This window comes from Paenibacillus sp. EKM206P (assembly GCF_011066155.1).
GTDB lineage: Bacteria > Bacillota > Bacilli > Paenibacillales > Paenibacillaceae > Paenibacillus > Paenibacillus polymyxa_D.
In genome coordinates, this window is sequence record NZ_JAAMNQ010000011.1 from 102055 (window position 1) to 124076 (window position 22022).

Below are 22022 nucleotides of genomic sequence, written 5' to 3' on the forward strand. Positions count from 1 at the left end.
AATTGTAGCATATATATAGAAGGATATAATCTATTCGTAACTTCACAGACTTTATTCCGTATAAAGATAAAAACATGATCCAAATTCGTTCCCTCAGGGAGAAATGCAACCATGTTTAACAAAATGAGAAGTTGAGGTAATGCATCATATGAATGAAAAATTTCAAGCCGATACAGGATATCAGCTGGCTGAACAGAAGGCGCTTCAGTATTTTGCATCACTCTATAATCAGGTCAAGAATAAAACTTATGTGACCTCTCTTACAGAAGATATCCATATATGGAAAAGGAATCATATCCATTCTTCTTCATGGTTATCCTTCTTTTCGCGGAATAAGAGAAAGCCGGATACCCGGGATTACTACAGATATATTCAATGGCTGAGTTACACAGGGAAACTGGATGATTATCTGAAGCGGAGTGTCTCTTATATTTACATGAGGGATCTAGGCAAGGCTCTAGATTCTGTCGACACACAGACCCGGATTCAGCGCGTCATTGCTGACGTAAAAAGATATTTGCTTCAACCCACCCATGCTAACAGGAGAGATCAAGCGGAGTTTATGAATTTAGCCGGGGTGTATCGGTGGTCTCAAAAGGAAGGGATCGAAACCACTGTAATCTGGCTAATCAACAAGCTTAACTCTGTAGCTTCTCATATTCCTGAGGAAATGGATGCAGAGCATGCCCAGCGCAAACTGATTAAAATCATCATTGGGGTTATTCTGCATGTGATGGAAGAAATGGACGAAGCCGTGTCACCTGTTGAACGTTCGCGCAGACTGGATAAAGCCATCAGGCTTGGGTATTCCTATGGGTTGACTTATCCTTTTATTGATGATCTGCTCGATTCTCAGCTGTTGACCGTTCAAGAGAAAGAACAATATTCCTATATGATACGTACCGCGCTTCTTACCGGATCTGTGCCAGAACTGGGCGACTGGTCCGGCGATCATATGAAGTTCATTCGCTATATCCATTCGGAGCTCTCGGATGCTTTTGAGTATATTAAGGCACATCAGCGGCCAGACACACAGCAAACCTTTTTCGAGCAGTCCTATGTTTTCTTTCATTCTCAAGATATCGACCGGGATAAGGATCTAACACGAGCTAATTACACCAATGAAGAGCTTTATATACCCGTTATTTTAAAATCTGCTTCTTCCCGTTTGATTGTCCGTTCCGTGATTAGTGCTCCTGAGGATGGAGGGTTTGAGCAACGAACATTCTATTATGGTATCTATAACCAGCTTGCTGATGATTTTGCAGATATGGCCGACGATATGAGGGACGGTGCGGTAACACCCTATACCTATTATTTAAAATATCATCATCAAAGATCGGATTTGATCAATCCCTTCGAACTATACTGGGCGGTCATTTCGAATTTGATCCATAACGTATATGACTCGGATGCTATGGCTCGCGAGGTGATACTGGACCGTGCAATAAATGGACTCAAACGTTATAAAGAACGGGTAGGTGCAGAAAAGTACAATGAAATAATGGAGATTTTTGCATCTGGAAATCCTGAATTTAATCGTCTCATTCAGAAGATGGTAGGCAAAGCAGAGGATGTAGATTTCTTCGATAAGCTGCTTCGGGACCAGATGATTACCCATCTGAAAAACGATTCAAGGGAAAAAGAAGACTTTATGAATATGGTCAAAACCGTCCGTGACCAGATTAACAACCAATTGAAAATTACCAAGCCTTCTGGGATCGAGGCCATGAAAGAACATCTTATTGATGCTGCCAATTATAGTCTTGAGGGGGATGGGAAAAGGATACGTCCTATATTGACCTGGGTCATGGGTGTGAATGAATATGGCTTAGACGCTTCGGCAATCGTGCCTCTTCTAAGATCATTGGAATATATGCATACAGCCTCCCTGATTTTTGATGATTTGCCTTCCCAGGATAACGCGTCTACCCGTAGAGGGCGTCAGACATTACATCAGGTGCACAATAGCGCTACTGCGGAATTAACCGGACTATATCTGATCCAGAAGGCTATCGGGGAACAATCGTCACTGAACCAATTCAATGCTGAGACTGTACTTGCCTTGATACAATATTCGGCTCGTAAGGCAGAGGATATGTGTATGGGGCAGGCGATGGATCTGGATTCCAAAGGAAAGGCTTTGACATTGGAACAGCTGAATATGATGTGCTTTTACAAAACAGGAGTGGCGTTCGAGGCTTGTCTCGTTATGCCAGCCATGCTCGCACAGGCCGAGGAGCTGGAGATTGCTGCTTTGCAGAAATTTGCCTATCATATGGGAATTGCTTTTCAGATTAAAGATGATTTGCTTGATGTGGAAGGAGATACGCTGTTACTTGGAAAACCTGTGGGTCAGGATTCAGATAACAATAACTCGAATTTCGTGTCCATCCTTGGTTACGAAGGTGCCAGTAAAGAAATGTGGGAGCACTACTGCCTTGCCATGGAAGCATTAAAAGAGGTACCCCGCAATATCGCTTTTCTGAAGCACTTAATGAATTATATTGTGAACCGGGATCGTTAAAAAGAATTGTGCCCCATAGCTCCATAGGAGTGGTGGGGTGTTTGTACGTTGAGACAGTAGAGTTGCTCATACTTCCTTGCCCCTCTTTGGTGATCATCTAATGTAACGCAGATACGTCTGGATAAACAAGCAAAGATGTGAATATCTGGTGACTTCAGTACCGTATTTTGTCCGTTACGGCGCGTTCTACATTATAATGTTTAAAAACGGACAAGGAGATGAACTCCAGATGAAAAAAGGAATCTTGGTCGCTTCAGGGTTGGTTGTTGCGGCATTGGGCACGTACCTGATTGCAGGAAATATGCAGAAAGAAGGAGCGGACAAGCTCGGGACAACAGATATCAAGCAATTGGTGCATGATTTCAGCGCAGGCAAGGGAACAGGTCAATCCGCTTCCATTAATTCCAGTCAGTTAATTGTTAATGGAGACAATGCCCAACCCATAACTTATAATTTGCCTGACAACGAGTTTTTTGTTTCGATTGCGCCATATGTAGAAGAGACCCACCCTTGTGCAACTCATAGTCTAACCGGCTGCCAAGGCGAAATAAAAAACGGAGAATTCAATGTGACCGTTCACGACTCCGAAGGGAATGTCATCATGGAGAATGCTGCCATGAAATCACAACCCAATGGTTTTATTGATCTATGGCTGCCGAGGGATAAAACCTACCGCATTAGCGTCAATCATGAAGGTAAAACGGCTGAAACTGAATTCTCTACATATGAGAAAAACGATACGTGTATCACAACGATGCAGCTAGGCTAATGATAGAGAATAATGGGGTTGAGCTTACTGATCGCTCGTACACTTTAAGTCCACATAACCCTGCGTTCATACATAGCTTTTAGTAAAGAGCCTACGTCTGACGGAGGCTCTTTGTGCTGCCCTAATCTTTTGCTGGAGTTGCGGAACAGGTTAGGTGGGAATCTATGAGGAATCAGATAGCGAAACTTTAAATTGTATATACTAAAAACCTATTGAAATAGCTGCAAACTTCCGACATATTATCTAAGAGCTTTTCGCTCAATATTCCTCGGGGAGATGGCAGCATGTCACAAAATATGAAGAAGCGCGTATCCAGATCATCCAGCATCGCGAACACATTGGCCATGGTCTTGTTAGTTATTATCGTTGTCGTCTTTGCAATCTTGGGGACGTTCATGTTTGCAAGCACGCGAAGCATACTTGTCAAGCAGCAAGAGGCCATGCTCCAGACCAAGACGCAGGCCACCGTTAGTCAATTCGATGCGTTGTTTAAGGAAAAGGGTTCGCTAGTCAAGCAAATGTCAACCAACACTTTGTTTAGACAATATATAGAAACCACCGAATCAGCAGAGATGGCGAAAACTTCTCCACATGCTGCGGCAACTCAAGCGACTCTGGCAGCGATTGTCAAGGAAGAGCCATCTTTTGCCGACGCCTGGATTGCAGGAATACATGGTAAAGGCTTCTTTCTTCAGAACGATGGTGCTGCTTCCAAGCCGGATTTCGATATCCATTCGCGTCCGTACTTCAAGCCAGCTGTTGAAGCAGACGGTTTGTACTACTCAGAACCCTATAAGGACGTCAATACAGGGAATGTGGTCATGGGCATCTTCTATCCGATCAAAGATAGCAGCAACCAATTAATCGGCTTTGCAGCTGTGGATATTGCATTCAAAGACATCCCCGCCGTTATGCAAAGCTATTCGCTTGGAAGCACAGGTTATTCGATTCTTGCATCCAAAACAGGTGATATTTTGTATCACCCTGATCAAAATAAAGTGCTGAAAGAAAAGATTAACGAAAGCACAGGTGATCTTGGCGAGATCGGTAAGAAAATGATTGCTGGCGAGTCTGGAGTACAGCTCATTAATGATAATGGCGAACGTCGCTACATTGGGTATGCAACCAGCAAAGATACAGGATGGTCCGTAGGCTTAACCATTTCTGAACAAGAGGCGCTCTCAGAATTAAGAACCTTTACCTGGATTACGATTGGCGGTTTTGCCGCAGCCACTATTCTGTTGGTTGTAATCTGTTATATAACGCTCCGTTACCTGTTGAGATCCATTCCGAAATTGCTTGCCAAAATCAAGCTGATTGAAAATGGAGATTTGACCGTTCCGTTTGATACGAATTCCCATAACGAAATCGGGCAAATTTCTCAAGGGGTTCACAATATGGTTCAAAAAATTCAAGGCATGCTCCAAATGGTAGGCGGCTCAGCTCAAGTCTTGAATCAGTCTTCAAATGATTTGCAATCCATTTCTTCCAGAACCGCAATCACGATGAACGATACTGCGACAGCAATTAATGAAATAGCCAATGCAACGAACTACCAATCCATCGAAACGGATAACATTTTACAAAAAACCGGAGCCTTATCCGGCCAAATTGACGAAATTGCCAATGATACGAAAGCCATCGAAACGATGGTGCAAATCTCTGCTGAGCAAAGCGGACAGGGGCTTGCGGTAGTAGATCAGTTATCCAGATGGGCGGAAGAAAATCACAATTCCACACAAGCGATGTCGGCCATCATTCAGGATATCGATCTGAGCCGTCATGAGATTTCGGGGATCGTGGATACGGTCAACCAAATTGCAACACAGACCAACCTACTGGCGCTCAATGCTTCTATTGAAGCTGCGCGTGCAGGAGAACAGGGCAAAGGGTTTGCTGTGGTTGCCGGGGAGGTTCGCAAGCTGGCTGAGCAGACGGCACTAGCGACACAGGAAATCTACAAGAAGGTCCGTGTGATTGAAGAAAAAACCAGTGTATCGGTTGAGCATACCGTTCATGGTCTGAAAATTGCAGAAGAAAATGCCAGATCGGTAGAGGACACGAAGCAGGTGTTCTTTAGCATTAACAAGGATTTGGAAGATTTGAAATTACGAATGATCCAGATCAGCACCAACACCTCCAAAGTCCACAAGCACAAAGATGAGATTTTGCAGGCGCTGGAGATCATCTCTTCCACCACGGAAGAGAATTCCGCTTCAACCGAAGAGGTCAGCGCTAGCACGCAGGAACAATTGGAGAGCTTCGAACAGGTTGCTGAACTATCCAAACAATTAAACCAATTGTCCACTAAGCTGCAAGACGAATTAAAACAGTTCAAGGTCGAGTAACATGGTAGGTGGCGGCGATGCTATGGGATGATGTGACGGAGGAACTGGACAAGTAAAGGCAAGACACTTTATGATGATGAAAATTGGACTTAATGGATCAATAATTCACTCTGAAAGAATCAGGGACTTAAGATGAATATCCATCTTAAGTCCCTTTTTTTGTGTAAAATTAGATTTCCAATTTTTTGAACGGCTGATATACTAAGGAGGCAAGTGAGAAGAAGATAAACCTACTTTATCGGGATGAAAAAACGATCGGCGTACGGTTGGAGCGACACGGAGTCAAGGAAAGAGAAGGGATTCGATCCATACCGGGCAGAAAATGGGTTCCAGACGAAAAAATCTGGGCGATTCCGTACAGTATCTCGGCTGTAGAAAGCCTGTTGGAAGCGTATCGGAGTTGTAAGTTCGAGTGCGACGAGCGATTGAATAAAGAGCTGCCGTACATCCTGGAGTGGCTGGATCGTCGGGACGCGCAGGCTAAAGTGGTTCCCTCATCTTCGGAACGAGGTGAATGGAATTCGGATCAGCGGCAAGAAATGCGCGATGCATTGGTGGCAAGGGGCTACAGCAGCAAGACGATTAAAGCATACATATCGCAAACGGAACGTTTTTTTGCCGGATTGCAAGGGACCGAAGAAAGCATAAATGATGCGGCGGTGCAAAAATATGCGTTGGTGCTGCTCGAAAAAGGCCTTTCGCACGCTTATGTTAACCAAGCGATCAGCGCGCTGAAATTTTACTTTCGCCATGTGCTAAAGCAACCCAAATCCGCCGCCTATGTTCGTCCGAAAAAGGAGAGTAAACTGCCAGATGTGCTGTCCCTGAATGAGGTTATGCGTCTGTTGAAAGCAGTGAAAAATCTAAAGCATAAGGCTATTCTGTACCTGACGTATACATCCGGGCTGCGGGTAAGCGAAGTGGTGAGGTTGCGTCTTGAAGACTGCGACCGTGAACGGAAAGTACTGAAAGTTCGTCAGGGAAAGGGCAGGAAGGATCGGCAAACGCTGCTATCCGAAGCGGCTTTTGCGGTGGTCGAGCAGTATATAGGGGTGGGGCAGCCAGCAGACTGGCTGTTTCCTGGGCAGAGGGAAGGCCGCCACCTGACGGAACGTTCAGCGCAGAAAGTGTTTGAAAAAGCGCTGGCTGAAGCGGGCATTCGCAAACAGGTGAGTATCCATTCGCTAAGGCATTCCTTTGCGACCCACTTGCTGGAGAATGGGATTGATCTTCGCTATATTCAGGAACTGCTAGGGCATCAGAGTGTGCGAACGACGGAGCGGTATACACATGTGAGCAGACGGGACATTGGGCGGATTCAAAGTCCGTTGGATCGGATGAGCGGGCTGGAGGATTGAAACGCAGAAAGTGCCGGAATAAGGAACAAAGTGCAGGATTCACGAAGTTCGTGAATATGACGAAGAGAGCATTCTTTCGGAAGTTCGTAAATAATACGTTAGGCAAAAGTCGAGAAAGGCTGGTCAAATTAAACAAGTAAAAGTGAAAGGATTTATACAAAATGAAAAATCATATTTTTTATTCTTGGCAGTCGGATTTACCTAATAATACCAATCGGGGTTTTTTGGGAACTTGTATCGAGAGTGCAATCAAAGAATTAAATCTATCTGAACAATTCGACATTGAGTTTAGAATAGATAAAGATACTATGGATGAGCCAGGAACCCCGCATATTGTGGATTCAATTTTCACTAAAATTGAGAAATCAAAATTATTTATTGCTGATGTTAGTATTATCAATTCTGACTACAACAAACGAAAAACACCAAATCCAAATGTTTTAATCGAATTGGGATATGCAGCAAAAGTATTAGGATGGGATCAGATCATTTGCATTTTTAACACAGATTTTGGAGACTATTCCGACCTCCCTTTTGATATAAAATTTAGGAGGCCACTTTGCTATTGTACGGAAGGAAAAAGTAAAGCAGAGGAAAGAAAAAAACTGATTGAGGTAATTAAAAGTAACATATCATTACATGATCCTAGCGAATTTATTCCAATAAACGAAGTAGGATCATATCTAATATTTGAGTCTTCAAAATTTCATTCTCAAATAGAAGAAAAAATTAATAGTCTTTTGCAAGATCTAAAACTTCAAAGTAAGTATGGTTTTACAAGCGATGATTATACAGTAGATATCACGGATGACTTTTTATATAAATTTGAGGAAGAAGAATCGATTGAGGAAGATATTAAATATTTTATCTCTGTCGTATTTACGGATGATACATATACTCATAATAATATAGGTGGACGAGAGTGTTCGTTGATTTTCACACTTAGAGAGAACTTCAAACAAATCAACTTCGGTGAAAACAAAGTTTATAGTGCATTCGAAATAATTACACGTGGCCATTCTCCATCAGGTAAAGGTAGAGATTATCGTGGACTGTCGGATGAGTTTGTAAAGAGACTTGAGTAAATCGAAGAACTCTCGACCATCGCCTAACATAATATTCACGCTGCGGACATTCGTCCTTGATCCGGCATTCGCCAGACACCCAGCATACGCTGGGTCGTGAATACAGGAACGTTATAGGAAATATTCAGAAAATTCCAAGTTATTGAGGAGAGTATATGAATAACTCGTTTAAAATTCATACCGAAAATTTAAACAGAAATTTAGAATCAGTTGAGAGATATATGGGAAGATTCAAAGACAGTATTAAAGGAGACTTAGATAAAGCTTTTGATACCACTTTTGAAAACATTAATAATGTTTTACCATTTAAGGATTTGATTTCAGAAGCGTTAAACAAGATGAAGCCTGAAGAGCAGAGTAATGACGGTTATTCAGATCAGAAAGAAATTGAGATAACTATAGAAATGAACTCCACCCCTTTATTTGTTACGGATCTACAAAATGAGTTGAGTAAAGCTACTGAATTAATTAAGTTATCCAGCGAAAATGCTTATGCTGAGACAAGAGTACATATTTACTCGTTGTTCACTTATATCATTGTAATTTTTGAAGATTACCTAAAAAAGGTTTTGAACAAAGAGGAAACCTTCAATAATTTATTGGCAAGTGTTAATGATATTTTCAAGTCTAACAATATAAACGCGAACAATTGGTATAGAAAAATTAAGCGATTCCAAAAAATCAGGAATTTAATAGTTCATAAAAATGGAGAAAGGAATACTGGTCAATATTTATTATTGACTGTTAATGACGATTTGAAGCCACTAATAAGCACCATTAATGAATTTGTAGAAAAATATCGTTATCTGTTAAAGAGAGTAAATAACAACTAGTAGTTTCAGGGAGATGATCACTTCCTATAACATAATATTCAAGCAGCGGCTCCGCTGGAGCCTTGGTCTGCGGTATGGATTTCGGGGAGGCATTTCAGCAGACAACCTCTAGCGAGGTTCATGAATACAAGAACGTTATAGGAAATCAGCGTACAGAAAAAGTTAAATACCTAATGAGGTGAATACATGCAGAACATAGATGGGTTCTTGAATTTGAAAATCAATCAACTTTCAGCTTATAAAAATGAAAAAATTGTGCTATTTTACGAGTTTTATAAAAACATATCTAACGAGAAGTTAAAAGAAATATTTTCGATACTTCATAGTAGCTTGAATGATTTGTTTTCATTCATGAATAGTAAAAACAGACCGGGATCAGGAGGGCATTATAATGCTGATGAAAGTAGATCGTTGATCAAAATAATTGATAATGTAAGAGTTCTTCAAGCTTCCCTTAAAGATAATTATAGTTTCGAAATAGATCAAGAATATAAAGATATTATGGATTTTTGTAAGACGTTTTTATCAGATAGTGGAGGTAGTGCAATTCCAGATGAATTGAAGCGAGTGAAGATAATCGAAGATAGACCCGTATTTATATTACTTGATACAACAGTAATAAAAACATTAAAAGCAACAGTTACAATAGATTTAAAGCAGATAGGAGAAGGATCGTATGCAAAAGTCTTTAAATATAAAGATCCGTTTTATGATTGTGATTTTGTAATTAAAAGAGCTAAGCAGGATTTAAGGGAAGACGAATTAATAAGATTTCAAAATGAGTATAACGATTTAAAGGCCTTAGATTCTCCATTTATTATTAAGGCCTATTACTATGACAAAGAAAAAAACGAGTACACAATGGAGTATGCAAATAAAACGCTTGAAAAGTATATGAATGAGAACAATAACAAATTAACTCTACATAAGAGAAGGATTTTGATAAATCAATTGTTGAATGCTTTTGAGTACATACATTCAAAAGGATACTTGCATAGGGATATTAGCTACCAAAATATTCTTGTAAAAATTTACGAGGATAGTTCCTCGATGATAAAGATATCAGATTTCGGCTTAGTAAAACGACCTGATAGTAAGCTTACCCGGCAGGGAACAGAGATAAAGGGAGCCATTAACGATTATTCTGATCTTGCTGTAGTCGGATTTGAGAACTATGAAGTACGTCATGAAACGTTTGCTCTAATCAAAATCATTTACTTTATTTTAACGGGTAAACAAACAAATTTTCATAAAGAAAAGAATGATGTTGTTAAGGAGTTTATTTTAAAAGGAATATCCTCTGATAAAAATCAGAGATACTCATCTATAGGACAAATTAGAGGAAAATTAATAGAAGATGTATACCCTGCCATACGATCAATGAAGTGATTTCGAAGAAGCTGCTGACATCCTATAACATAATATTCACGCTGCGGACATTCGTCCTTGGCCCGGCATTCGCCGGGCACCCAGCATGCGCTGGGTCGTGAATACAGGAACGTTAGGTGAAATTAATTGTTTTTAATCAAAGGAGTATGATTTAAAGATGAGTTTTACTTCAGAAAATATTCTTCCTGAAGGTACAGCCTATAATAAATTAATAAATTTAATAGCCTTGTTAGGCTACACAAAGCAAAGAAACGAATTCAAAAATCAAGGTATGCTAGCAAGTTATTTTTGGTATGAATATAAGAATTATAGATCGTATGTTGGAGTAGAACTCGACATTTATAAGAAAGACGGTAATATTTTAGTTTATACAAGAACTAGATCAGGGAGAAGTTATTGGGATTTAGAACATCAAAATAAAACTATTAAATATATAAAAGATTATTTTAAAGGAAGTTTTTCAACGGATGAGGGCAAAAACCGTTATTTTATAATAGATAAAAAAGTCCCTACTGAGTTAGAAGCAGGACTTTTTATCGCTAGGTGGGTTTACAAGAATGCACTTATTAAACCCAAAATATATTTAGATTCAAGGAATTTGAAAGGTGATATTTCAAGGGTAGAGCATACAGGCATTTCATTTATAGATGATCTAAATCCAAGATTCTTTTCTAATAACTTGTTAATACCTTACTTGGTAGCAACTTGGGAAGAATATTTGAAGAAATCATTTATTGTGATATTGAAATATACAGATAATAGGGACAAGCTGTTTAAAGAAGCGCGGTTTTCAGTAAATAATCTAAGAGATATCTCTGCTGGGAATACCTCAATTGAAGAAGCTTTAGTTGAAAAATTTTCATTTCAAAGACCACGAATAGTTGCAGAAAATTTTAAAAAGGTTGATGAAAAATTAGATATATTTACTGTATTAAACAAGCCGATTTTAAACAGAAAAGTTTCTCTTTTTGACTCTATTGAAGAAATTGTTGAGTTAAGAAATACATTTGTTCATGAAGGAGGTATGGATTTAAGTATCAATGACAAAAAACTTAAAGTCATCATCAAAGATTTTGAAGTTGCAGTAGATAGGATTTACGATAGATTTGGAGCTTATTATAATTTTGAACCTAGTAGAGATTTTTGATTCGAAGAACATATATTAACATCACCTAACATAATATTCACGCTGCGGACATTCGTCCTTGGCCCGGCATTCGTCCTTGGCCCGGCATTCGCCGGACACCCGACATACGTCGGGTCATGAATACAGGAACGTTAGGTGTAATTATTGTGAAAATGAAATGAGGGGCACTATGAAGTGGGTCATATCTTTAGCTGGAGATGAAAAGGAACTTTATGAACTTTCAAAGTCACTCAATACCGAAAAGCTAACAATTTTCAAAGAAGAAGGTGAATATCGATTAAAGTCATCAGATATCTTCTCTACTGATGACTATAAAAATGTTTCAGAAAAAGTAGAAAATCTAGTGAAGCTAATAGATGGTGTGACAAAGTTAGTGTTGGGAACACATAAGAGAATTACTGTATCGGATATTTATCTTCTAAATGAATATGGCGGACGTACCTTCTTTATGAGTGCGGAGCTTTCTGGTTCTGCGAGTATGAAGGCAATTCCGCAAATAATAAAAGCTGATGGAACAATTGAAATTTCTGTTTCTAATCCTGCTGATTCTGTACCTGATTTGTTAGAGCTGTGTGAAAAAAACGAGGTAATTGATAAAGTAATAAAATTGATATCGTACGATGATGAAAGTTGGGTAGGATTATATAAAATTTTTGAAGTAATAGCTAAAGAGGCTGATGTAAAATCTTTTTCTTTAATTTCTTCAGAGAGCCTTAAGAGATTTACTAGGACTGCTAACAGCTATAAAGCAATTGGAATGGATGCAAGACATGCATTAGATTATGAACCTCCTAAAGAACCGATGTATATAACAGAAGCACACTCTTTAATTTATTTATTAGTAAACGAATGGATTAGACAGAAAAATTGATGCAATTATCCGAGGGAGGCAATAACTCCACCTAACATATTATTCACGCTACGGACACTCGTCCTTGGTCCGGCATTCGCCGGACACCCGACATGCGTCGGGTCGTGAATACAGGAACGTTATCAGAAATTAATGCAAATCTGAAATGCTCAAATATAAATATCTACTAAGAGAAGGTGCCTTCATGGACAAGAATTCATTAAGCCTATATTGGGATACCAAAGGCAATGACTTCTTAAAAGCAATCGTGCTCCCTTATTATGGAGCATTTATCTCAGAAGAAAAGTGCCAGCTCTTTGGTGATATCTCAGGAAAAAAACTGCTGGAGATCGGCTGCGGAAATGGTCAATCCTTGCAATATCAAGGGGAACGAAACGCATCTGAACTATGGGCTGTGGATATTTCAGAAAGACAAATTGAAAAGGCAGCGCAACATTTGAAGTCATGTGGAATAGCAGCAAAATTGATATGTTCTCCCATGGAAGAAGAATGCGGCATCCCGACGGATTATTTTGACTATGTTTATTCAATTTATGGCATAGGTTGGACCACCGATCTTGAGGGTACCTTTCGACGAATATCTTCTTACCTTAAAAAAGACGGGCTATTTATTTTCAGTTGGTCTCACCCTATACACAGATGGGTTACTACAGAGAATGATAGGTTTGTAATTAATAAGAGTTACTTTAATGAAGGTTGGTATCCGGTAGCAGTTGATGAAGGTGAGCTATTGTTAGTGGACCGTATGCTGTCAACTTATGTAAACGCGCTTGCAAAAGCTGGGTTTGTAATTGAGCTAATGATTGAGGAATCTGATTATGAGTTTATGCAATTGCGGGATGATAACAGCGATATGGCAAAGAGAGCAAAAATGCTTCCAGTAACTTTTGTGATAAAGGCAAGAAAACTATAAGATATAAAAACAAAAGCGAAACTGATTCCAAGATTTTTAGAGGTTCGAGGAAGGTATTGACATCCGATAACAAAACATTCACGCTGCGGGTCGCTGTCGCGCCCCTTGGTCCGCCCGAGGATTTTCAGGGAAGATTAACAGGCGGACAACCCTGCACTGCCTAACCGCATCGCGGCCGCTCCCGTTGGTCGCTTAAGGCAGTGAGGGTTCGTGAATGCCTGAACGTTATCGGAAATCGCTGGAACACATACAAAAGCAGGAGGAATCAATGGAGGATTTGGAGATTCAGGAGACTATAAACAAATATTGCGAATTGGCTATTAGTTATGCACAAAGCTTCAATTGCAACCTAACCTTTGAAGAACCTTCAATCCACACTGTTGAGGAAATTCTCAATCATAATTGGAACAAGCTTAAGAACGCTGATGAGGAAGAGAAGCCGACTGACAATCAAATTTGGTCAATGGCAGTAGTATGGGGAACTTATGTTGGAGAAGTAATGAAGAAGTCGATTGGAGAACCGTGTAAATGGATTTTTGAAGATGGAGAATTATTACTTGAAATAAATAAAATAAAAGCAAATCCAATTATAAAAGCATATAAAAGAATTATTAACGGACCTGAAGATAGTATTGTTTCTTTTTATGATATTGGATGTATGAAACTCAAGGAATATATAGGAACAGGGTCTTGGTAGTAGTTCAATGAGGTCAGCAACATCCGATAACATAATATTCAAGTCGTGGCTCCGTTGGAGCCTTGGTCTGCGGGAAGGATTTCGAAGAGGAATTTCAGCAGACAACCCCTTTGGGGTTCATGAATACAGGAACGTTATGTGAAATTATATCAAGTACCAATATAAACCTGAGAATATCATATAATTAAAATTAATAGGTTCAAGGGAATCGAAAGTGAGGTGGAAATGATCAATCCATACCGTGAATTTGTCGCCAGTATTTCTGCCACAGAATTTGAAAAGTATTGTTTATAAGTATTGAACGCTTACGCTGAAACCGAAGCACTTAAGAACTTCTCCATACTTCATAACCAAAAAGTTCAGACTAGTGATGGAGAGTACCAAATTGATATTATTGCAGAATTTATAGCCCTGTCTATAAGCTTCAAAGTTATTGTTGAAATGTAAGCGTTATACACGTCCATTGGAACGTGAGAAAATTGTGGTTCTAGCTGATAAGGTACGAAGTTTAGGTGCCCACAAAGGGATATTAATTTCTACATCTGGTTTTCAAAGTGGGGCAATAGAATATGCAAGGCAGCATGGAATTGCTTTGTTACAAATATTCGATAAGTATGTTATGCATATTCAAGCCTCGATCAATCTCCAAACCAACCATATGCTCATGGAATTTATTAGACAATCTCCTGAATTTTACGCTTACCAATGGAACACTAGACTAAATGATTGTTCTGATAAAAAAATATATCCCTCAGAAACTATGTTATTAGAAATTAAAAATAAAGTATTGAAAGAATACAACGAAGATAGCAAATAAGAAGAATACGTTGTAGAACAAAAAATGCTATTTTTGAAATTAGGAAGAATGGGTTTTCTCCTAAAAGAGATAGAACTTCACAACTCCACATAACATAATATTCACGCATCGAGCATACGCTCTTGGTCCAGCAGAGGGATTTCGGGAGAGTACAGGCAACTGGACACACTTGGCATACGCAAAGTGTCGTGAATACCGGAACGTTATGTGAAATAATGATGAAAGGAACATAAATGTGAATATTGGTAGAGAAGAAGGTATTGAAAAATCAAAAATAAACATGCTTGAAAAGCTTTATTATTTGCAACTTGTTGCTTCATTAACACCTAAGAGTTCTGGTGGAATTATGAACAAGTCAGTAAGAGAAAAAATTTTTGAGATTGCAAATTTTATAAAAGAATCTTCTGCTTTAGAATTTCATGCTAGAGAAGTACAACTTTATGCATACCTTGTCCAGATTTACAATACGTATAAAACTGTAATTAAACCAAAAATAAACCACAGAAAGATTGGTAGAGATTTTAATGAATTATTTGCTGAAGAAAATCGAAATCCGTATTCATATGGTATTGAATATGGATGGATCAAAGAGAGAATAGAAATTGTCAACGATCCATGGCCGTCGGACTTGCCATATCAATCGAAAATTGGTATAGGAGCGCATTTTCCTTCTGTTGGGATAGAGGAAGAATTTATGCTTAGAGATGCTTTTTATTTGTTGGTAAAAGCATATGAGGTACATGAAGATATGCATGCAATTGCAAAAAAGTATAAAGACAATGGAAAGGATGTTGAAACAAAAGAGGATTACCTGATTCTTTCTAGCTACAATCATACAGTTGCGACTTATTCACGATTAGGAACACAAAGCTTTTACTTTTTTACTGAAGCCTTTATAAATAGTATAGGTTTCGATTATTACTTAAGAAATAAAGACAAACTAGAAAGTAATGAAATTGAAGTTTTACAAGGGAAGCATAAGGGTAGGTTTATCCCTCTTGAACAAAGAATTCAAAAGTTTCAATCTATTATAAGATCCGATAATCGTATAGTAGTTATTACAACCGATGAAAATCAAATTAAAGAACCTTTTAAAACATTTTTCAATGAAATAAAAGAAATTAGAGATGCTGCATCTCATTTTACTCCTCTTAAAGGAGAAATTTGGAGAAAACCAGATGAGTGGTTGAATAAGGTGTCGTCTGCAGCAAAAATTTGTATGGAAGTATCAAAACAATGTTGGTTAGCTTGTTATCCTGATCGTGATTTGCCTGAGTACTTGGTAGGATTGGATTACGATGAACATATTGAAACAGCCAGGAAGAGGTCACAAGATATTAAGATGCATCTTTAGAACTGATAAATAATCAACTCTAAATCCATCAATATTTCGAATGTAATCAAGCCTGTCGAATTAGAATATTATTGAATAAGTGCCAATATATTTTATTTAGTCGATTTGAGTTGATGGTGTACTAGCTTCGAAGTCATTACTCCACATAACAATATATTCACGCATCGGACATACGCCCTCGGTCCGGCAGGAGCCGGACACACTCGGCATTCGCCGAGCGTCGTGAATACGAGAACGTTATATGAAAGATATGCAGATCTAATCAGAAGGGAAGTCAAACATAATGATCAGAGTCGATGTAGCTTACTCCTTAATTACTGATCCAACCAGTTCCAAAGTGTTAATGGTCAGGAATATTGATGATTCTAGTGACCGATGGTCTCTTCCAGGCGGTACTGTTGAAAGAGACGAATCATTAGACCAAGCAGCAATAAGGGAAGCTAAAGAAGAAACTGGACTAGATATTAAAGTTCATGGAATAGTGTCAGTGAATGAATGTATATTTGTAAAAAAAGAAGAACATGTATTATTTATTACATTTAAAGGTGAGGTAATTGGTGGGAATGAAGAATTAGTTAGACCTAACGAAATTTCTGAAATAGCTTGGATTGATATAGAGAAGGCTGAACAATTAATGCCTTACTATAAAGATGGATTAAGAAGACTAATAGATGGAAATGAAATAACATATTTTAATGAAGGCAATAAGTAATTTAGTGAGCTGTTAGAGACGGCATATCCTTCATATAACATTATATTCACGCTTTGGGCATGACGGCCCTCGGTCCTTAAGCCTCTCGGCGTCGTGAATACGGGAACGTTAGCTAAAATTACCTGAACAGTGAGAAGGGAAATTACATGATAAATTTCACTATGATTAAAGATGAAGAATTTTTCGATGAGCCTTTTCTTCTAGAATACAGAGATGAAATTAAATTCTTTTATTCCGAACTTGTCCATCTTAATGTGCAGTTGTCCATTATAGATAAAATCAGAAGGTTTAGATTTGACTTATTCGTTAGTCCAGATCAAACAACTTTCTTTAGTACTGTCTTAAGGAGTTTTTTTGAATCGAGCATCTTGCGTGTTGCTCGCCTAGTTACAGATAATGATGGAGATTTCCGGACGATTACAAGATTCAAGAATAAAATATTTCGAAACATGAAAGAGACCTACAAAAAGGATTTTCAGGAGAGACTAAGAGAAAGTAAATTTGATAAAAGTACTGATGAACTCTTAGAAAGAATTAGAATTAGGAGAAATCAACGTATAGCTCATACTATCCATAATGCTAGTGAGGAAGAACTTCATAAATCAACAATTTATTTAAAAGACTTATTTAGTTTACGAGATCAACTGAATTCACTACTTTCTACATTGTCATTCGGCACTACGCGAATGATGCTACCATTAGAGTACGATGAATCTGTTAAACATCCGGTTGGTGTTGATAGCAGAACAGACATTGAGAGAATACTAGACCATATAGCATTTGATAGCTATATTGTATCTCTGCCGGAAACGAGCCCAATCTTGTGGGAAGCTAGAATAAGATCCTTGAAAGAGCACGACATAGAGGAGATAAATTCATATAGAAGTAAACTAGGACTAGATAATATTTAGGCAACCCGAAGATGCCAGGTAACTCCAGCTAACAATCTATTCACGCATCGGGCATACGCCCTAGGTCCGGCAGAGGAATTTCAGAAAGCAGAAGCAGCCGGACACACCTGGCATGCGCCAGGCGTCGAGAATACGAAAACGTTATCAGAAATTGATTTAGAAAGGATTTGTTATGAGAGATATGCGAGGAAGGTTCATGAAAAAAACTGATTTACAAGAATACCAAGAAGAATTGAAATTGAAACTTAACCAAGTATTCTCAAGAGAAGTTGCTCAAACTGAGTGGTCATCAATGATTAACGAAAGAGATCTATTTATTTATTCACCACGGATTGATGTGGCAGTCGGACCATTTGCTACAGAAAACACATATGCATATGAGTATGATGAATTTTTTAATAATGCTGATATTCAAGATTTTTTAAGAGAGATTTATATGAGGCAAATCGAGTAAATCTAGGAATGATTAATGATGATTTTGTCCAAGTACCTAGTTTTGAAGATATGATTTATATGAATCATAATGCAAGATGTTTTATGGCTATAGAGATCGAAAATTTTGTGAGTCATAAACACATAATGGGAGGAGCAATAAATGCATCAGCACTAGGCAGGATAGGTGTAGTTATGCCATGGTCTCAAGAGAAACTAAGATCATTTGTACGTTTTGTTAGATATCTTCATTATTTACGCTATGCAAGAAAGAATACATTTGATACTTCTAATTTGCTTATAGTGACTAAAGAGCAAATGGAAACAGCAATTCAGAATAGAATAGATAATGTAAGATAACTAGATTGTAATTTGATGAAGAATCAACTCCTGATAACAATATATTCACGCTACGGACATTCGTCCTGGGTCCGGCATTCGCCGGACACTCAGTATGCGCTGAGTCGTGAATACGGGAACGTTACGTTATATGACATGCGATAGTTAATAATAAAATAAAAAGAGGTTCAGATGAAGACTAGACATGTGAGATTTAGTTATAGTCAAGCAATTCAATTAGCGAATTGGTCAATAGAGATTTTTTACAATGAAGAAGATGTTTATGGATTTAAATTTAAAGATTTTTGGAATGAACTGAGAGAAGAAATAATATTAAGATTGTTAAAACCTCATAAAAAAACTATCTTACACTACTATTTAGAATACGTTGATGGATTTGTTGAGCATGATGTAAGAAGCACTTTAAGTAATCTTAGTGTTTCTGAATATGAAGCTTATATTTATTACGAAGTTAAGCTAATTGAAGGAGCAGGCATAGACCTACAGGAAGTTGACATAGAATTTGAATCAATTATTAATTGTGAACATTGTAAAAAATGTATTGAATGCATTCGATTTGAGGAATTTGTAGATTTTCTGGTTTCTATGCAAGAAGAAATTAATCCAACAGTAATTAATTCGAGTTTTCACTTATTAATGCTTAATAAATCATTCCTAAGAGATTTTCACGAAGAACTCGCGAATTGCTTAACTTACGAGGAAAATGACTTGAATTTCGAATATCCTGAAAGTTTTAAGAAGGGGAACAAAGTCAAAAGAATTCGATGGCCTGCCTGGTTAAAGAAAGGATTGTTTTACAGAGATAACGGAGTTTGTGTAGTTTGTAGGAATGACTTGACGGGGGTTATTAATCGAGGAGGAGATTTTGAGATTGACCATATAGTACCTATTTCTAATTACGGGAATAATGATCCCTCGAACTTACAAATTTTATGTAAAGAGTGCAATTTGAAAAAGTTAAATAAAAGTAGCTTGATCTCAGTTTATGCAGTGCCCTTATGGGATATTTAAATATTCTGATAGCATTTCGAAAAAGCATCGCACGTCATATAAAAGACGTTATACAACAGAATCAAAATGAAAAAGAGCCAGAAGGCTCTCAATCTAAAGATATATGTAATTCGTTATGCAGGTGAAGAGCGTCCTTAAAACCCTGCAGATAAATTTCACGTTCTAAAATAGCTTGAACAGAAAGCTCAGCATCATCGTAAAGAAATAAGGTATTCTGTATATTCTCCGGTACGCCTTCATGTAACTGCTTGAAGTAGAGATTCCGTTCGGATGAGAACTGATTGTAGCTGGAGTTGTTTTTGATAAGCTCGCCATATAAAGATTCAATTCGAGTATGAATCAGTGAATCAAGTAAGACTTCTAAAGAATTATGCATTTTAGACACCATCCAATGTATTTGATTTTATGAATAAAAGTTCAACTTATTAAATATAATTTTATCATATCGAATAATTAAGTCAATACATGTTGAAGATGTTTTTGATATAAAAAATATACTTTCATATAATTAAAGAAAAATTCACTTGATGTGTGAAAGGAATCTCAGATGATTAGTTATAAACCTTTTCAAAAATTATTGATCGACAGGGAGATTAAGAAGCAGGATTTATTGAAAATGACAGGTATCTCGTCTGCTACAATGGCGAAACTCAATACGAACGAATATGTGTCATTAGAAGTGATTGATAAATTATGTGCGGCTTTAGGTTGTCAGCCAGGAGATTTATTGGAACATATAGCAGAACAATGAAAGATTAGAATCAAGAATGAATGTTGGTTAATCGAAGAAGTGATTCCATCGTATAACATAATATTCAAGCTGCGGCTCTAATGGAGCCTTGGTCTGCGAGATGGATTTCGGAGAGGCATTTCAGCAGACAACTCCTTCGGGGTTCAATACAGAAACGTTAAGTGAAATCACCTAAATACTAAATTGGAGTTGATCTTATGGAATTTTCTGAGGTGATTGATTTTCTAAGTAATGATAATAGTTATTGGAGTTCTCGTGGACATGAAGAAATAGATATACCATTTGATGTTACGCCTTCAGAATACTTGTCCTTTGCTGAATTTGATTTAGAATCGGGAACTGAAAAACACAGTTTAATAAATGCTCTCTCAAATGCAAAGAGATCTCTTGACTGCCAAATTGATTGTTTGATGATTGCATTTGGTTTTTTTGGAAATTCAAAAAAATGGAATGTACCTAAGAAGATAGAGACTTTAAAAAACTTAGGAATTATTGCTCCTAGAATATTAAATAAAATAAATTCTGTAAGGAATTTAGTTGAACATGAATTTGTTGTTCCAAATAAAGAACAAGTGTCAGACTTTATAGATATTGTTGCACTATTCAATGCAAGTACAGAAAAACATATTTTTAATTTCCCGAGAGATAGTCAAATAGAACACGATTTAATAAAAGAAGTTTTTCTAGATATCAAGTTTAAACGTAACCAAAGAAATATAAAAATAGAAGTAAGAGAGAAAGGTGTAACAGATAGACAGATATTTAATATTGATTCAAGTCATGATAATTATATAATTTTTATGAAACATTATATTGAGAATTTTTCTAAATCGTGACGAATATAACTCGAAGATAAGTGACTTTACTTAAACAATATACTCACGCACCGGGCATGTACCCTCGGTCCGGCAGAGGCCAGACATCCCAGCATTCGCTAGGGTCGTGAATACAGGAACGTTAAGTGAAATTCTAATTAAATGATATAATGTAACCATAAAAAGGACAGGAGGGATTAACGTGAAGTGGCAAGAAGTACAACAAATCTTCCCGAACCAATTTGTAAAGTTTGAAATTCTTCATTTCGAAGAGACAGAAAATAAAGAAATCATAGATGACGTCGCTGTGATTGGTCCTGTAAGTGACGAAGAAGCAACAAGAGAGTTGTTGAATAGCCGAGACAAAACCTTGGTTTATCATACTTCTAAGGACCAGGTCATTGTGAAGGTTCGGAAGAATGTTGGTTTAAGGAGAAATCTATAAATGAAAATTGAATATAGGGATGGGCTGTTGTTCACCGAAATAACAGTCCATTTTAATGGAGAAAAGAAAGTCATAAATAACATAGTTATTGACACAGGAGCAAGCCATACATTGATTTCACAGGATGAAGTAGATGATATTGGGATTCAGGTCGGGATGGATGACGAAATCATAACAAGTTACGGAATTGGAGGGAAAGAACACGCATTTTCCAAACGGATCAAGGGAATACAGGTAGGAGATTTTATTTTAAGAGATGTACTCATAGATTTTACTTCATTTAAATATCACAATGTCAACGGATTATTGGGATTAGACATATTGGTAAAAGGCAAATTCAATGTAGATCTAGAGAACTTTAAACTCTCTCGTTCATAAAGCCATTAAATTTAAAAAGGTTATTCAAAAAAAGGTTGAACTTCACTTAACATAATATTCACACTATGTTTCCGCTGGAACCTTGGTCTGCGGGATGAA

Annotated in this window: 23 protein-coding genes; 22 read left to right on the forward strand and 1 reads right to left on the reverse strand. The window is 37.6% G+C overall.

What is annotated here, in order from left to right:
* Window positions 1-139 precede the first annotated feature (139 nt).
* From G9G53_RS19960 to G9G53_RS20045, 18 genes are all read left to right on the forward strand, one after another.
* The gene (locus G9G53_RS19960; protein WP_165149791.1) at window positions 140-2527 is read left to right on the forward strand and encodes a polyprenyl synthetase family protein; all 2388 of its coding nucleotides are present in this window, start codon (window positions 140-142) and stop codon (window positions 2525-2527) included.
* A 229-nt stretch (window positions 2528-2756) separates the two neighbouring features.
* The gene (locus G9G53_RS19965; RefSeq protein WP_165149793.1) at window positions 2757-3296 is read left to right on the forward strand and encodes a CueP family metal-binding protein; all 540 of its coding nucleotides are present in this window, start codon (window positions 2757-2759) and stop codon (window positions 3294-3296) included.
* A gap of 284 nt (window positions 3297-3580) precedes the next feature.
* Window positions 3581-5644 (forward strand): methyl-accepting chemotaxis protein, encoded by a 2064-nt coding sequence (locus G9G53_RS19970; protein WP_165149795.1) that lies wholly within the window; start codon window positions 3581-3583, stop codon window positions 5642-5644.
* 266 nt (window positions 5645-5910) lie between these two features.
* Window positions 5911-7002: a site-specific tyrosine recombinase/integron integrase gene (xerA, locus tag G9G53_RS19975; protein ID WP_238438014.1), complete on the forward strand. Its 1092-nt coding sequence runs from the start codon at window positions 5911-5913 to the stop codon at window positions 7000-7002.
* Window positions 7003-7163: 161 nt separating this feature from the next.
* A complete protein-coding gene (locus G9G53_RS19980) occupies window positions 7164-8087 on the forward strand; it encodes a hypothetical protein (protein WP_165149797.1) in 924 nt (307 codons plus the stop codon).
* Between the two features lie 155 nt (window positions 8088-8242).
* Window positions 8243-8920, forward strand: a complete 678-nt coding sequence (locus tag G9G53_RS19985) for a hypothetical protein (protein ID WP_165149799.1) — start codon at window positions 8243-8245, stop codon at window positions 8918-8920.
* Window positions 8921-9106: 186 nt separating this feature from the next.
* The gene (locus tag G9G53_RS19990; protein WP_165149801.1) at window positions 9107-10309 is read left to right on the forward strand and encodes a protein kinase family protein; all 1203 of its coding nucleotides are present in this window, start codon (window positions 9107-9109) and stop codon (window positions 10307-10309) included.
* Between the two features lie 157 nt (window positions 10310-10466).
* Window positions 10467-11456 carry a HEPN domain-containing protein gene (locus tag G9G53_RS19995; RefSeq protein WP_165149803.1) on the forward strand — a complete coding sequence of 330 codons (990 nt, stop codon included), beginning with the start codon at window positions 10467-10469 and terminating at the stop codon, window positions 11454-11456.
* Window positions 11457-11625: 169 nt separating this feature from the next.
* Window positions 11626-12327, forward strand: a complete 702-nt coding sequence (locus tag G9G53_RS20000; RefSeq protein ID WP_165149805.1) for a hypothetical protein — start codon at window positions 11626-11628, stop codon at window positions 12325-12327.
* 184 nt (window positions 12328-12511) lie between these two features.
* The gene (locus G9G53_RS20005) at window positions 12512-13240 is read left to right on the forward strand and encodes a class I SAM-dependent methyltransferase (RefSeq protein WP_165149807.1); all 729 of its coding nucleotides are present in this window, start codon (window positions 12512-12514) and stop codon (window positions 13238-13240) included.
* A 268-nt stretch (window positions 13241-13508) separates the two neighbouring features.
* Window positions 13509-13937: a hypothetical protein gene (locus tag G9G53_RS20010; RefSeq protein WP_165149809.1), complete on the forward strand. Its 429-nt coding sequence runs from the start codon at window positions 13509-13511 to the stop codon at window positions 13935-13937.
* 436 nt (window positions 13938-14373) lie between these two features.
* Window positions 14374-14754, forward strand: coding sequence for a restriction endonuclease (locus G9G53_RS20015; protein WP_274386640.1), 381 nt, complete (start codon window positions 14374-14376; stop codon window positions 14752-14754).
* A 235-nt stretch (window positions 14755-14989) separates the two neighbouring features.
* Window positions 14990-16108, forward strand: coding sequence for a hypothetical protein (locus G9G53_RS20020; RefSeq protein ID WP_165149813.1), 1119 nt, complete (start codon window positions 14990-14992; stop codon window positions 16106-16108).
* Window positions 16109-16391: 283 nt separating this feature from the next.
* Window positions 16392-16820 carry an NUDIX hydrolase gene (locus G9G53_RS20025; RefSeq protein ID WP_165149815.1) on the forward strand — a complete coding sequence of 143 codons (429 nt, stop codon included), beginning with the start codon at window positions 16392-16394 and terminating at the stop codon, window positions 16818-16820.
* A gap of 146 nt (window positions 16821-16966) precedes the next feature.
* Entirely contained in the window at window positions 16967-17731 is a 765-nt protein-coding gene (locus tag G9G53_RS20030) for an AbiU2 domain-containing protein (RefSeq protein WP_165149817.1), read from the forward strand.
* A gap of 196 nt (window positions 17732-17927) precedes the next feature.
* Window positions 17928-18185 carry a hypothetical protein gene (locus G9G53_RS20035; RefSeq protein WP_165149819.1) on the forward strand — a complete coding sequence of 86 codons (258 nt, stop codon included), beginning with the start codon at window positions 17928-17930 and terminating at the stop codon, window positions 18183-18185.
* Between the two features lie 8 nt (window positions 18186-18193).
* On the forward strand, window positions 18194-18523 hold the full coding sequence (locus G9G53_RS20040; protein ID WP_165149821.1) for a hypothetical protein: 330 nt from the start codon (window positions 18194-18196) through the stop codon (window positions 18521-18523).
* 171 nt (window positions 18524-18694) lie between these two features.
* Window positions 18695-19534, forward strand: coding sequence for an HNH endonuclease (locus G9G53_RS20045; protein ID WP_165149823.1), 840 nt, complete (start codon window positions 18695-18697; stop codon window positions 19532-19534).
* Window positions 19535-19622: 88 nt separating this feature from the next.
* Here G9G53_RS20045 and G9G53_RS20050 read toward each other — a convergent pair whose 3' ends face one another.
* The gene (locus G9G53_RS20050; protein WP_165149825.1) at window positions 19623-19910 is read right to left on the reverse strand and encodes a hypothetical protein; all 288 of its coding nucleotides are present in this window, start codon (window positions 19908-19910) and stop codon (window positions 19623-19625) included.
* A gap of 171 nt (window positions 19911-20081) precedes the next feature.
* Between G9G53_RS20050 and G9G53_RS20055 the strand changes: the two genes are divergently transcribed.
* The 4 genes from G9G53_RS20055 (at window position 20082) to G9G53_RS20070 (ending at window position 21923) form a co-directional block, all read left to right on the forward strand.
* Window positions 20082-20285, forward strand: a complete 204-nt coding sequence (locus G9G53_RS20055; RefSeq protein ID WP_010345194.1) for a helix-turn-helix domain-containing protein — start codon at window positions 20082-20084, stop codon at window positions 20283-20285.
* Between the two features lie 197 nt (window positions 20286-20482).
* On the forward strand, window positions 20483-21121 hold the full coding sequence (locus tag G9G53_RS20060) for a hypothetical protein (protein WP_165149827.1): 639 nt from the start codon (window positions 20483-20485) through the stop codon (window positions 21119-21121).
* A 181-nt stretch (window positions 21122-21302) separates the two neighbouring features.
* Window positions 21303-21545, forward strand: a complete 243-nt coding sequence (locus tag G9G53_RS20065) for a hypothetical protein (RefSeq protein ID WP_013372314.1) — start codon at window positions 21303-21305, stop codon at window positions 21543-21545.
* A complete protein-coding gene (locus tag G9G53_RS20070) occupies window positions 21546-21923 on the forward strand; it encodes a retropepsin-like aspartic protease (protein WP_165149829.1) in 378 nt (125 codons plus the stop codon).
* Window positions 21924-22022 lie beyond the last annotated feature (99 nt).